Consider the following 13,626-nt stretch of genomic DNA (forward strand, 5'->3'; position numbering starts at 1 on the left):
CTACGAAGAGTGGAGAGGTCACGAGTCATGCCGCCACCTGCTTTCGCCCATCGAATTCCCGGATCAGGTTTACGGTATCGATGATGTTGCTGCGGCTCGATGCGCCGAACAGGATGGATTCGACGTAAGGTTCATTGACGACCCATTCGATCGCCTCGCGCGGGCGAATGCCGCCCGATGCCAGCACCGACATGGCGATTACCCGGGCGGGGTATCGGGCCGTGGCTTCGCGGTAGCTTTCGATGCCCCCCGCCATGCGGAACGCGATCTTGTTCACATTTGCGCAGACGATCGGATTTTCGATCCCCGCCTGATGGAGCAAGGGCAGCAACCGTGGCAGGTTCATCGTGATGAAGCCGGCCCGCGCGCCGTATCGCGTCTGGCAGTGGTCGGCAAAGATGCGGAACGCATCGATGATGCCCAGACCCTGGATCAGGTCGGTAACGACGTTCTGAAGGAAGATGACGGGGGTTTTGAGGCCTTCGAACATCTGCATTTCGGCATCGACGAGCAGGGTCATCATGCCTTCGATGTCGCGGTTCAGCAGCGCCATGCCCCCGCGCAGCATCGTATCGACCAGCCCGTCCTTCGGGAGGAATTTGCGCAGCGCATCGAAGTAGCCGAGTTCGGTGACGGCGTTGGCGTATTTGTGGGCGTAAGGCATGCCCGGATAGAAGGTGAAACCCTCCCACGCCCCGGCATCGGCGCGAACCCGATCGGCGATCTTTTCGATCGTGTCATGGGTGGTGCACATGAACCCGCCGACCCCGGCCTTCAAAGCCTCCTGCAGAACATCGATGACGCTATCGATGTTCTGGAACCGCATCGCCTGATTGCGGGCCTTTTCCTCCGACAAGTGGTTGATGCCGAAGAACTGGTTATCGCCGAACAGTATCCGCTCCATCGTCGTCAGGCCCCCGCAGGCGACGGGCGCGGCCCGTCGAGAAACGATCGCACTCCGGCAAGCAGTTCGGGCGATGCGCGATCGGCAATCGCCGCGTCGATCACGAGAGGATTTGCCAACAGGCCGGTCATCTCGCGGTGCAGGTCCTCGATCGTATCGACCACTCTCAGCCCCGGCCGCTGCGCGAAGCGCTCGGCGCTGTCGATCTGGTGGTCGGTGGTGTGTTCCCCCCGGTCACGGTGGCGCGGCAAGACCAGCATTTGCTTGCGTTCCTCAAGCGCCTGGAGGATCGATCCCATCCCGGCATGAGCGACGAACAGATCGCAGGCCCGCAAGCGCTCACGAAATTCGGTGAGCGGCAGGATGCGCGCAAACCGCGCGTGACGCGGCTCGTATGCGGTTTCACCGATCTGGATGAAAACCGGCGCTTCGGGATTGGCCCCGGCCCATTGATCGACCCAGCGCACCATGCGTTCGAACGGCAGCATCGATCCGACCGAGGCGAAGATCACAGCACCGCGCCCCAGCATGGCAGCCGCTCCGCCCTGGCAACCTCCGGCCACTGGCTCACCACCGTGGTCGCCAGCCTTTTCGCCACTCGCCCGGACAAGGAGATGCCCTTTGGCTGAGCGATGGAGTCTATCCACAGCGTCCGCGCGCCGAGCAGCCTGCCCAGCACCAGAAACGCCAGCATGGGCGCGGACCCGGTGGTGACGATGGCAGAGGGTCTCTCTTTCAATGCGATAGGAAGGGCTTTGGCGAGGACCTTGAAAAACGCGATCTTGTTGAACCGCGAGGCATCGGGAACGATGTAGTATCGCGCGCCCGGCACGGTCGTGGCGTAGTTCGCGAAGGTCGATACATAAGCGACGTCCCACCCAGAAAAGGCCGGGCGCAGCCGGAGCAACTCGATCCAGTGACCGCCGCCCGATGCGACCGCGAGCATTCGCCGTGGAGGTTGCACCATGGTTCACCTGCCCATCATGCGGCCAACGAAGCCCGCCCGTCGCGGCATGGCCTCGTGGTGGCGATAGGTGCCGACGGTTCCACCGCTTTCGGCGGCGGCGCGGATCATCTCGATCGTTTCGTCCGTCTCAGCCGAGCTGTGAAACGAGTTCTGCTGCGATATCTTGTGTTTAACGATTGATTCGCTGAACGATTCGAGCTGCGCGCTGTATTCCTCACCACGTAGGTAGAACGTCACCGGCGGCGTTAGCTCGGTGATATACCTGACGGTCCAGCCCTTCTTGTAATCCGGCGGCGTCTTGGTTGTGCCGGTGAGATACGTCTGGATCTCCTGCCGATCGGCATGAATGATGCCAGACGTTCCCCAGATCGCAATACGGGTGCTCATCTTGCGGACAGAGTGGTCCGACCAGTTGACCGAAATCTGCCCGGTCGCCCCGCAGGCGAAGCCGAGCGTGGCGTAGACCTCGTCATCCACTTCGGCTGAAAATCCGCTCTTCAGGAAGGCCCCGTTGCAGGTTTCCGGCGTGCCGAGGAACCAGTTCATCAGGTTGATCGGGTGCGCGGCATAATCGTAGAGACAGCCGCCCCCGCCGGCTTTCGCCCGCCAACTCGGCTTCGGTCGCTTGAGCACGACGGGGCCGTAAGCCTGCCCCTGGATGTGGCTCACCGTGCCGATCGCGCCCGCATCGAGCAGCCGTTTCACTTCGCGGAACGTGCCGATGAAGCGGTTGTGATAGCCGACTTGGGCGACCAACCCTTTCGCTGCAGCCGTCGCGCCGAGGCTGCGCGATTGGGCGGACGAGAGCGTCAGCGGCTTTTCGCAGAAGACGTGCAGGCCCTTGTCGATCGCCTTGCGGACCATCCAGTCGTGCGCGGTGGTCGGGGTCGCGATGATTACGCCTTGCAGCCCGGGCAAGTCGAGGAGCTTTTCATAATTCGCGATGAAGGGGATCTGTGTGTATTTCTGAAGTATTCGCCCGACGACCTCTGAAGAATCACATATCGCAACGACCTTGAGGTGCTCTAAAGCATTGGCGACCGCGAGGTGGGATAGCCCCATCTTGCCCAGACCGACGACGGCAACATTTGCTGGCACCGAGTATCCCCCAATACCTCTGGGCATGAGCCCGCAATTGCAGCGATGAGTACATCGATACAACCAGTATGGAGGAAAATTAGCTTGGTTATACGGGGTTGTCTAATTGACAATTTGTAAGGCTACGCGAATTACATAAATTTCATCGTGACGCGAGAACTGCGATGATCTCCCGGCGCGATTTTTGAACTGCGGATGGAACGCAGCACGACCGCTTCGCATGGCGCGGAGAATGGCCCGTTTCATGATCGGGTGCGCAAACGCCCGGTGCACACACGCACGGCACGGCGGGCCGCCGTCGCGGTCAGAACGGAAGGTGAGGTCATTTCGGCGGGTCGATGCCTACCCTGCTGTAACAAGTGAATTTTCCTTCACACGCACCAGCACGGCCTTATTCAACGCAATGGCCGCATCGGCATTGTCGCACTCGGTGTAGCAACGCAGTTCAGGAGCGTTGCCGCTGGGGCGCAAGTGGATAATCTTGCCGCTGTCGAACGTCACACGCAAGCCGTCGGTTTCGTCGACCATCGTGGCTCGACCGGCAAGGTCGCCGAACGCAGCCGAGAGGCGTTCGAGCACCTCTTGCGGCGTGCCCTTGCGCAATTCGGCGAGCAACGCTTGGCTCTGGCTGGTCGGAAAATCCTGAATCCGTTCGCTGAACGTGAACCGCGCCGGCAGATCGTCGGTCAGGCGAGACACCGGCACACCCCGACGTCGGGCGTCGGCCAGTACCGCCAGCATCGGCAGCACCGCATCGCGGGTGGGCAAAGCGCCCAGTTCCGCCCCGCCGTGCACGATCGGCGTGCCGAGGATGAACCCGCCGTTTGCCTCATAACCGCAGGCTGTGGGCGCCGAAGCAATCAGCGCATTCATCGCCTCGATCACGAAGGGCGAGCCGATGCGGGTGCGGCGGATCTCGGGAAACAGTCCGCAGCGTTCAAGCGCGGTGTTCGAGCTGACCGGGGTGGCGACGGCCGCGATGTTCAGCGCCCGCGCGCACAGAATGCCGAGCACATCCCCGCGCATCCACGCGCCGGTTTCATCGGCAAGCAGCGGCCGGTCCGAATCGCCGTCGGTCGACAAGATGGCGTCCAGCGCGAACTCTCGCGCCCAGGTGAGAGCCAGCGCTTCATCCTGCGGGCGGACGGCTTCGGTATCGACGGGAATGAACCTGTCCGACCGGCCAAGCCGCACGACTTCTGCACCCAGAGCCTCGACGATGCGCACCAGAATGTCGCGCCCGACGGCGGAGTGCTCGTAGACACCCAGTTTCATGCCGGCCAGCGCCCCTGCTCCGAAAAACGCCGCATACCGCTCCAGGTAGGCCGCCTCGACATCGATCAGCGCGGGTTCGGGCTGGGCATCGCGCAACATACCGGCGGTGTCGAACAGGTCGGGGAGTGCAACCTCCTGGGCCCGCATCGCTTGTTCGTCAGGCTTGAGAACTTCACCATCCACCCGATTGAACTTTATCCCATTCCGGTCATCCGGAATATGACTTCCGGTGACCATGAGTGACGGTATCTGCCGCGCGAAGCCGTAGCCCGCCAGGGCGGGTGACGGGACGAAGCCGCAATAGTCGACCACGCCACCCATATGCCGCACCGCCGCCGCGCAGGCGGCGATGATGCGCGGAGTCGAGGGGCGAAGATCCCCGGCGATCGCCACGGCGCGGCCCGGCTCGAACTGGCCGATCTGCGTCATGTGCTGCAGGAAGGCGCAGGTATAGATGAAGCACACCTGATCGGTCATCGCGCTGACAAGCCCGCGCGCGCCGCTGGTGCCGAACGCCACCCCTGAGCTGGCCATCACGTCAGAAACTGAGTGCGGCTTGATCGTCATGTCCATACCTTCCGGATTTCGTGTAATTTCGGGTCTGGCCTTACCGCCAAAATGCTAACGCCGGGCAATGCCATTGCAATATCGCACTATCATGGCGGCGGTTGCCCGGACTTGCGCCATGACCGCAGCAAGCGCTGCGCTTCGCGGCGCGGCCGCATCGTCAGGCCGCCAAGCGAAAACCGCCGGATCTTGAGATCGACCAGCGTGACCGGTCCGGCGGCGCTCATCGTATGCAGCCCGTCGCGATACGGCACGGCAGCATCCGGTGGCGACCACAAGGGGCCGCTAGTGAATGCGAGCGAAGGCGCATCGGCCGATTGGCAAGGCGTCGCCGTAATCGTGACAATGCGCAGGCCCGACCCATAACTGCCCCGGCAGTCCTGCACCGGCAGCCTCACCGTATCGCCGGAAACCAGCGCGGTGCCGCCGGGCCTTGCGCCGAGCGGATCGATCAGCACCGGATTGGCGGGGTGGGGCGTCCACGGCCCTTCCAGCTTGTCGGCAAAGGCAGCGTGGAGGTGGGTCAGCCGCTGCTCGGCAGTGCCGGCAGGGGCATAGAACAGCCACCACTTCCCCTGCCAATGCACCGGCGTCGCGTCGATCGGCACGACATCGAGGCGGATCGGGCAGTGCGGCTCCCATTCGCCGGGAAAGGCGCGGGCGCGATACAGCGTCAGCCCGCCGGAGGCGCAGGCTTCGGGCAACATCCATGTTTCGCCCTCGGCTTCGAACACCGTCGGGTAGGACAAGTGCCACGGCTCGGACAGCACACGCCGGCTCGCGGTGTGGCGCAGCCCGGCATCGAAGATATGGCAATCGATCCTGCCGTGGGCGTCGCGATAGTCGAATGCCTCGACGAAGACGAAAAGCTGCCCGTCACGCCACAGGGCAAACGGATCGGCATCGTAGGCGAGCTTGCGGCGGGGGGGCAGCGCGGTCAGCGTCAGGCCGTCGAGATTGCCCCGCTCGATCAGCGCGTCCATCGGCGCGTGGACGAGGAAGGGCCGCCAGATATCCTTCTTCAGTTCCACTTCGCCGCGCCTCCGCCCTGCCAGCCTGCGGCCGTCGAGGCGCGGATCATTGCGCCTGTGCGATGGCCACCGCCTCTGTCGCCGGTTCGGTCACGATGAACTCCCGCTCTGCCCCGTCGAGATAGAGCGCGGTCAGCACGCCGGTGCGATAGGCACCGGTGTCGATGCCGATGCGGTTATGCCGCGTCTCTGCCTCTGCCGAGATCGAATGGCCGTGGACAATCACCGCGCCGTGATCGCGATCGCTGTTGAGGAATTCGCTGCGAATCCACATCAGATCGGTTTTTGCCTGCCGCGCCAGTTCGACGCCGGGGCGCACCCCGGCATGGCAGAAGAAATAATCGCCCGAACGCGCCACCGTCGGCCAGCGATTGACGAAGTCAATCGTCGCCTTGGGAATGGCGGCGGCGATATCGGCCATGAAGCGGGGCGGGATCGGTTCGCCAGAGCCCGGCACTGTCAGCCCGAAGCTCTCCAGCGTCTCGCGCCCGCCTACCTGCAGCCAACTGCGCAACAGCCGCCGTTCGCCGGCATGGACCTTGAGCATCAGTTCCTCGTGATTGCCCTGGAGCATGACCTGGCCTTCGGTATTGGCAGCCCAATCGCGCAGGAACTGCAGAAGCTGGGCCGAGGCCGGGCCACGATCGACCACATCGCCCAGCAGCACGACGTGGAGCTTCTCCGGGCTGGGCAGGCCGCGATTGAACTGCTCGATGCTCTTCAGGATCTGGCGCAGCAGGTCATACCGGCCATGAATGTCGCCGATGGCGTAGATGCGCTCTCCCTTTGCAGTGCTGGGCAGATTGCTCTTGCGGTGACGCGATCTCGGATTGGCCATTTTGCTGCATTACAACAATTTGCCGCCCAAGGACAACGCCGGCTGCAGCGGCCTGTGCTTGACCACGCGTGAATGCTGTACGAGCCCTGCTTACGGCACAATTCGGTGAATATAGATTCTGATCCGGAAGGCAAACCGAACGGCCTGATACCGGGTCCGAATCGAAAATCTTCGTTCTTCGGTTTTGTTTGTTGGCTGAAATGGTTGATGAAGGTTGATATTGCGTTTGCGAAGGTTGGGTGTGCGGGCTAAGTGTATGGGGGAAGTACCTGATCGGGCTTGGCGGTTGATGTAGGCTGATCGGGCGGGCGTTGCGGAGCGGCTTGGTTTGATATCGCGTGTTGCGCGGACTAGTGTTTGGAGGCTCGCCTGTCGGGGACCACATTGATAAGCGGGGGCATGCGGGTGATGGCGGTCGCTTCGGGGGGCGGACACTGGGACGAACTCATGCTGCTGCACCCGGCCTACGCGGGGTGCGACGTGACCTATGTGACGACGTTCAAGGGCATGGCGGATCGCGACGGGATCGATGCGGCGCTGCTGCTGCCCGATGCCAACCGCGATAATCCGGGCGATGCCTGGCGCTGCCTGGTCGCCTCGGTCAAGCTGATCCGGCGGCACCGGCCTGAAGTGCTCATCACCACCGGGGCGCTGCCCGGGCTGTTCTGCCTGATCGTCGCGCGGCTGCTGGGGGCGCGCACGATCTGGATCGATTCCATCGCCAATTACGAGGTGCCCTCGCTCAGCGGCCGGATCGCGCTGCCGTTCGCGTCGCTGTGGCTGACCCAGTGGCCGCATCTCGCTAACGGGCGCAAACGCAAGTATTGCGGCGCGCTGCTATGATCCTCTTGACGGTCGGCACCCAGCTTCCGTTCGATCGCCTGGTCCGGCTGATGGACGAGATCGCCCCGTCGCTCGCCGATCCGGTGATCGCCCAGATCGGCCGCGGCAGCTACCTGCCGCGCAACATGACCTGGCACCGGGTGATCGAGCCGGTCGAGTTCGAGCGCTATGTCGCTGACGCCCGCTTCATCGTCTCGCACGCCGGCATCGGCTCGCTGCTCACCGCCGAGCGGCACAGCAAGCCGATCATCCTGTTCCCGCGCACCTGCTACCTCGGAGAGCACCGCAACGAACACCAGATGGCCACCGTCACCATGATCTCCGGCCGCCCCGGCCTCGCCGTCGCCAACGACGAGGCCCAATTGCGCCAGGCCGTCCTCAATCCCCCCGCCAGCCAGACACCCCAGCCCAGCATCACCAGCCGCGAACAAATCTGCAACGCCATCAGCGCGTTTCTGCGAGGACCGGTAGCGGCCTGAAGCGGGAAGGGCAGGGCGGAGCCCGGCCTACACCCTATAATATTCGCGATACCATTCGACGAATCTGGCCACACCTTCGGGCACCCCGGTTTTCGGCGCATAGCCGGTCAGCGTCTGTAGCAGCCGGGCATCGGCCCAGGTGGCGGGCACATCGCCGGCCTGCATCGGCATCAGGTTGCGCACCGCCTTGCGGCCGGTCGCCTGCTCGATCGCCGCGATGAAGTCGGTCAGTTGCACGGCATCTGAATTGCCGATGTTGACCACCCGCCACGGCGCTACCGGCGACAGGCTGTCACCCTCGGGCACCGCCTCGCCCTCGGCCGGGCGCACCGGCGGGACATCGATCAACAGCCGGATCGCCTCGACCAGATCCTCGACGTACGTGAAGTCGCGCTTCATGTCACCGTGGTTGTAGACGTCGATCGGGCGGTCTTCGAGGATCGCCTTGGTGAACTTGAACAGCGCCATGTCCGGCCGGCCCGACGGCCCATAGACCGTGAAGAAGCGGAACATCGTCACCGGCAGGCCGAACAGGTGCGCATAGCTGTGCGCCATGTTCTCGGTCGCCTTCTTGGTGGCGGCATAGAACGACATCTGGTGATCGGCCTTGTCAGTCTCGCGATATGGCATCTCGGTATTGGCCCCGAAGGCCGAGGAGGTCGAGGCCAGCAGCATGTGCTGGGGCGGATGGGCGCGGGCGGCTTCGAGCAGTTCGAAAGTGCCGACGATGTTGCTTTCCAGATAGGAGCGCGGGTTCTCGATCGAGTAGCGCACCCCAGCCTGCGCGGCGAGGTGAACCACGACATCGGGCTTTTCCGCCGCGAACAGCTCCATCAGCAGGCCCGGCGTCTCGACGAAATCCTCGACCGCGCGGAAATGCTCGGACTGGAGCAACTGCGCCAGCCGGCGCTGCTTGAGCGAGACCTCGTAATAATCGGTCATCGCATCGACGCCGATGACCCGAAACCCGTCGCGCAGCAGCCGCGCGCAGACGAAAGAACCGATGAAGCCGGCCGAACCGGTGACGAGGGCAGTGCGCATGGCGACGCCTATCCGGTCTTCGGTGGTTGCAGTCAACGGGTGCGATTTGCTCTGCGAATCCCGCAAGATCGACCCGCCGGGTTTTCCCCGCGTCATCGGGCGTTTTCCCGCGGGATTGTGCAAAAGCGAATAGTGCGGATACGATTCTGATAAGCTTGGGAAATTGCCCGAAAAGGAGACGAAACCCGGCCATGACAGCCAGTCTTTGCATGTTGCAACACAGCGAAAATGCGGATAGTGAAAATGCTACTGTAAGCTGCTCGGGAACATGCAACCACGTGCCAGTCACCGCACCTGAGGGGCATGGCCTCGCTGAAACGGCAAAGTCTCATGAAATCGCAGGGTATTGCCGCGAGGGGGGCAGGGTGAGAATTCGAAATCAGCTAATCGCCGCGCTGATGTGCGTGACCGCACTGCAAGGTTGCGCGGGCAGCTATCGTGCCGCGCCGACTGTGGCGCGGGGTGCCGCCGGCCGTGAGATCATGGACAATGCGGCGCGGCAGATCGATGCCCAATCCTACCGGATCAACGTCGACGATACCCTGAGCGTCAATGTCTTCCTCGAGCCTGATCTTTCGGTTCCGGCGGTCAAGGTCGATCGCTCGGGTGACATCGCGCTGCCCGCGATCGGCTCGATCAAGGCCGAAGGGCGCACGATCCCGGAGATGACCAGCGCCATTTCGACGGCGCTCAAGGGCCGCTACTTGCGCGATCCGCGCGTCAGTGTGGGCATTGTCAGTTCGTCGCGCGACAAGGTGGTCGTCACCGGTCAGGTCACGACGCCGGGCGTCTACGACATGCGCAAAGGCATGACCCTGCTGGAAGCACTGGCGGTCGCGGCGGGGGAAACCGACGTGTCGCGGCTTGAGGATGTCGTCGTCTATCGCACCGTGAATGGCGAGCGCATGGCGGCCGCGTTCAACGTGGCGGCGATGATGAGCGGCACCGAGCCCGATCTCGCCCTCGAAAGCAACGACATGGTCGTGGTGGGCTATTCCGGCAACCGGGCTTTCTGGAAGGCGTTCCGCGAAAGCGCGGGGATCATGGCGCTCTTCATCCGATTTGCGTATTGAGGCGGCGGGCATGAATTCGGCACTTTTGAACCAGTCGACCCTTGAGAACGATGCATTCGTCACGGGCGGCGGCGCTGATTTCGGCGAAATGGATTTCGCCTGGCTGAAGGCGGCGATCTATCGCAGCCGCTGGATCCTCCTCGGTGGCGCCATCCTGGGCGCGGTGATCGGGCTGGTTCTGGCACTGCTGGCGACCCCGCTCTACACCGCGACCGCGACGATCCAGATCGAAAGTCAGGGCCCGCAGATCCTGGGCGGCGAATCCGATGCGTCGGGCATTCAGGAAACCAACGAAAAGGAATACCGCAAGACGCAGGTGGCGATCCTGACCAGCCGCACCTTGCTGGAGCGTGTGGCCCGGACGCTGAACTACACCAAGGACCCCGCATTTTTCGACCGGCTCGACATGGACCGGCCGTCCAGCGCAGTCGGTAGCGATGACTATGTGCGCAGCGTCGTTTCGGCGCTGTCGGAGCGGACCAACGTCAGCGAGCAGACCGACACCCGGCTGGTCGATATTCATTTCACCGGGCCCGATCCGAAGCAGGCGCAATCGATCGTCAACACGATCGGCACGCAGTTCATCCAGGAAACGCTGGAACGCCGCTTTGCTACCACGGACTATTCACGCCGTTATCTGCAGCAGCAGATCGACCGCACGCGCGCCCTGCTTCAGAACAGCGAGCGCGCACTGATCAATTATGAGCAGAGTGCGGGCATTACCAATGTCGGCGCGTCGAACGACGACAAGACACATGTCTCGCTGACCGACTCCAACCTCAATGCAATGAATGATGCCTTTGCCAAAGCGCAGTCGGCCCGCATTCTGGCGGAAACCCAGTGGAGCAAGACTGCGGGTGCGGCGCTGATGTCGATCCCGGAAGTGATGAACAATCCGACCATCCAGTCGATGCAGATCGACCGGGCCGGCAAGGTTACCCAGTTGCAGGGCGAGCTGGAGCGCCATTCGGAAACCTATCCGACCGTCCAGACGCTGCGGGCGCAGATCGCCTCGATCGACGTCATGATGGACACGGCCGCGAAGCGCATCCGCCAGTCGATCAAGGACCAGTACGATATCGCGCGCGATCAGGAAGCCAGCATGGCGCAGAGCGTCACGGCGTTGCGCAATGCCAGCCTGAACGAGCAGACGCGCGGTATCCAGCTTTCCACGCTCAAGCGCGATGCCGATACCAACCACCAGTTGTATGACGCGCTGCTCGGCCGTTTCCGCGAAATCAACGCGACCGCCGGGGTGACGATCAACAATATCTCGGTGATCGATCCGGCCGAAGTGCCGCAGACGCCGGTGTGGCCATTGCCCGTCTTCAACTTCCTGATCGGCCTGGTCGCCGGTGCGATTGCCGGCATGCTGGTGGCATTCCTCCGCGAACGCCTGGATGACACGGTGCGCACGCCTGACGAAGTGGAGCGCCGGCTTGGCCTCCCCCTCGTCGGTCTGGTGCCGATGCTCAAGGACAGCGACGTCGCGGCCGATATCGCCGATCCGACCTCGTCGTTCTCGGAATCGATCTACTCGATCCGCACTTCGCTTCAGCTCGCGACCGCGCACGGCATTCCGCGCACGCTGGCGTTCACCAGCACTCAGCAGGGCGAAGGCAAGTCCACCACCGCGCTGGCGCTGGCGAAGGAACTGGCGCAGTCCGGGCAGCGCACGCTGATCATCGACGCCGACCTGCGTCGCCCGGCGTTGCACCGCCATTGCGGGCTCGAAAACGAATCCGGCTTCTCCAATCTGCTGACCGGGCAGACCGACGTGGCAAGCCTGGTGCGCAAATCGGCGGCGCTTGGCGATCTGGGCATCATGACCAGTGGGCCGCTCCCGGTCAGCGCGCCGCGCCTGCTGACGCTGGAGACGATTTCGGCCGCGCTCGATCTGCTGACACCTTCTTACGATGTCATCATCATCGACTGTCCGCCGGTCCTTGGCCTTGCCGACGCGCTGCAGATCAGTTCGGCGACCGAAGGCACGCTGTACGTCCATGAGGCCGGCCGGGCGAGCCAGCGGCAGACGATCTCGTCGCTGCGGCGTCTGCGGCGCGGCGGGGCGAACGTGATCGGTATCCTGCTGACCAAGTTCGATTTCCATCGCGATGGATATTCGAACTACGGGTACTCGCAATACTACTATAACTACGAAGCGGCCAAGAATTGAGCGCTGGCATAAGGAAACCGTGATGCGCGCAGGGGGCACTGCGGGAGTGGCTGGCAACGCGCGCACAGGGTCGATCCTGGGCCAAGCCTGGCATTCCGGCGCATCGGTGCAGAAGCTGCTGCTGGCCGGCTTCATTGCCCTGTGCCTGTTCAATCTGGCGCTGCCCAAGGGCGGTTTCCGGCTGCTCGAATACCCGGTTACCTGGGGCTACATCATCCTTGCCATGCTGGCGGTGCCGGCGGCCGTGAACCTGCTGGTCCGCGGCAATCTGGCGGTGCAGCCGATCATCCATTTCGGCCTGTTCTGCCTGCCGGTTTCGCTGCTGATCGTGGTGAAGGCGGTGGTCTATTCCAGCCCGCCGTCGGAAACCGTGGTCTATCTCACGGTGTTCATGATCCTGCCGCTGATCATGCTGGTGCTGATGGCCCCGTTTCTGGAGGATCTGCCGGCGCAAGTGATCGGCACGATCTTCGTCTGGTGCATCCGGTTCACCGTGGCGTGGGGGCTGATGAACTTCGTCCTCTATCCGATCATCAAGAATATCATCCAGATACCATACGTTACCGTCAACGTGGCGGATTATGGCACGATCTTCCTGCGCAACAACACGCGCGGTCCGTTCCTCAAGCTGCTGTCCACATACAACAACGGCAACCTCTACGGTGACTGCATGCTGATGCTGGCCCCGATCTACTTCCTTTACGAACGCTCGCGGGTGTGGATGCTGATGCTGATCGCTGCGCTGGTGTGCACCCTTAGCCGTACAGTGTGGATCGGCATGCTGGCGGTTGCCGGGCTGATGATGCTGACCGGGCAGGTGAACTTGCGCCGGGCCAGCCTGTGGGGCGGTATTTTCGCAGGGCTGGGGCTGATCCTGGTGCTGATTCCGGCGATGGGCTGGACCGCGGAGAATGTCGTCAACGCGCAGCTCGGAGGGCGCATCCGCAGTTTCACGACGTTCGAGTTGACCCTGTTCGGCCGTTCGAAGCTGGCGATTCCGGAAATGGTCTATTTCGGGATGCTCAATTCTTTCGGCGTGCTGGGCTTCCCCTTCGCGCTCGGCACCCTGTTTGCAGGACCGATTTTCGCGATCACCCATTTCAATCAGCTATCGCCACTGCGCAAGGCAGCCTTTTGCGGCTTGGGCGGTTATCTGGTCGCCGCCATGTCTGACGGCGCTTTCGTCTTCCCGCCGACCATGATGCTGTTCTATCTGGTGACCGGACTGCTTTACAGGAGAGGATTGCGGCCAGCAGGAACCAATTGGAATCGAATAGCAAGTTAGGTATGTTGCAAGACGGTAATGCAAAACGGGATGGCATGACGACCATTGG

General features: G+C 62.9%; 13 protein-coding genes. 5 read left to right on the forward strand and 8 right to left on the reverse strand.

The window, feature by feature from the left end; genetic code table 11:
- Positions 1–25 precede the first annotated feature (25 nt).
- The 7 genes from IE122_RS04725 to IE122_RS04755 all read right to left on the reverse strand — a co-directional run bounded on the left by IE122_RS04725 (position 26) and on the right by IE122_RS04755 (position 6,680).
- Positions 26–904, reverse strand: coding sequence for a hypothetical protein (locus IE122_RS04725; protein WP_189619956.1), 879 nt, complete (start codon positions 902–904; stop codon positions 26–28).
- Between the two features lie 5 nt (positions 905–909).
- On the reverse strand, positions 910–1,434 hold the full coding sequence (locus IE122_RS04730; protein ID WP_189619957.1) for a glycosyltransferase: 525 nt from the start codon (positions 1,432–1,434) through the stop codon (positions 910–912).
- Positions 1,413–1,850: a glycosyltransferase family protein gene (locus IE122_RS04735; protein ID WP_189619958.1), complete on the reverse strand. Its 438-nt coding sequence runs from the start codon at positions 1,848–1,850 to the stop codon at positions 1,413–1,415. Before IE122_RS04735 ends, IE122_RS04730 begins: the two co-directional genes overlap by 22 nt.
- A gap of 24 nt (positions 1,851–1,874) precedes the next feature.
- Positions 1,875–2,969: a Gfo/Idh/MocA family protein gene (locus IE122_RS04740; protein ID WP_229813759.1), complete on the reverse strand. Its 1,095-nt coding sequence runs from the start codon at positions 2,967–2,969 to the stop codon at positions 1,875–1,877.
- 342 nt (positions 2,970–3,311) lie between these two features.
- Complete coding sequence (locus IE122_RS04745; RefSeq protein WP_189619960.1) at positions 3,312–4,817, reverse strand: phosphomannomutase; 1,506 nt, start codon at positions 4,815–4,817, stop codon at positions 3,312–3,314.
- An 83-nt stretch (positions 4,818–4,900) separates the two neighbouring features.
- Positions 4,901–5,842: a glucosamine inositolphosphorylceramide transferase family protein gene (locus IE122_RS04750; protein WP_189619961.1), complete on the reverse strand. Its 942-nt coding sequence runs from the start codon at positions 5,840–5,842 to the stop codon at positions 4,901–4,903.
- 46 nt (positions 5,843–5,888) lie between these two features.
- Complete coding sequence (locus IE122_RS04755; protein ID WP_189619962.1) at positions 5,889–6,680, reverse strand: metallophosphoesterase; 792 nt, start codon at positions 6,678–6,680, stop codon at positions 5,889–5,891.
- Positions 6,681–7,088: 408 nt separating this feature from the next.
- On the opposite strand from IE122_RS04755, the gene IE122_RS04760 reads away from it, so the two are divergent.
- Together IE122_RS04760 and IE122_RS04765 are read left to right on the forward strand one after the other, a co-directional pair.
- Positions 7,089–7,523: a glycosyltransferase family protein gene (locus IE122_RS04760; protein ID WP_189619963.1), complete on the forward strand. Its 435-nt coding sequence runs from the start codon at positions 7,089–7,091 to the stop codon at positions 7,521–7,523.
- The gene (locus IE122_RS04765) at positions 7,520–8,002 is read left to right on the forward strand and encodes a glycosyltransferase (protein ID WP_189619964.1); all 483 of its coding nucleotides are present in this window, start codon (positions 7,520–7,522) and stop codon (positions 8,000–8,002) included. Before IE122_RS04760 ends, IE122_RS04765 begins: the two co-directional genes overlap by 4 nt.
- A 27-nt stretch (positions 8,003–8,029) precedes the next feature.
- Here the strand turns inward: IE122_RS04765 and IE122_RS04770 are convergent, their stop codons facing one another.
- Complete coding sequence (locus IE122_RS04770) at positions 8,030–9,043, reverse strand: NAD-dependent epimerase/dehydratase family protein (RefSeq protein WP_189619965.1); 1,014 nt, start codon at positions 9,041–9,043, stop codon at positions 8,030–8,032.
- A gap of 365 nt (positions 9,044–9,408) precedes the next feature.
- Here IE122_RS04770 and IE122_RS04775 point away from each other — a divergent pair, with 365 nt between their 5' ends.
- From IE122_RS04775 to IE122_RS04785, 3 genes are read left to right on the forward strand one after another with little or no spacing between them, the layout of a single operon-like run.
- Positions 9,409–10,116 carry a polysaccharide biosynthesis/export family protein gene (locus IE122_RS04775; protein WP_229813761.1) on the forward strand — a complete coding sequence of 236 codons (708 nt, stop codon included), beginning with the start codon at positions 9,409–9,411 and terminating at the stop codon, positions 10,114–10,116.
- Between the two features lie 10 nt (positions 10,117–10,126).
- On the forward strand, positions 10,127–12,292 hold the full coding sequence (locus IE122_RS04780; protein ID WP_189619967.1) for a GumC family protein: 2,166 nt from the start codon (positions 10,127–10,129) through the stop codon (positions 12,290–12,292).
- Between the two features lie 22 nt (positions 12,293–12,314).
- On the forward strand, positions 12,315–13,577 hold the full coding sequence (locus tag IE122_RS04785; protein ID WP_189619968.1) for an O-antigen ligase family protein: 1,263 nt from the start codon (positions 12,315–12,317) through the stop codon (positions 13,575–13,577).
- Positions 13,578–13,626: the final 49 nt, after the last annotated feature.

The organism is Novosphingobium colocasiae, from assembly GCF_014652555.1.
Classification (GTDB): Bacteria; Pseudomonadota; Alphaproteobacteria; order Sphingomonadales; family Sphingomonadaceae; genus Novosphingobium; species Novosphingobium colocasiae.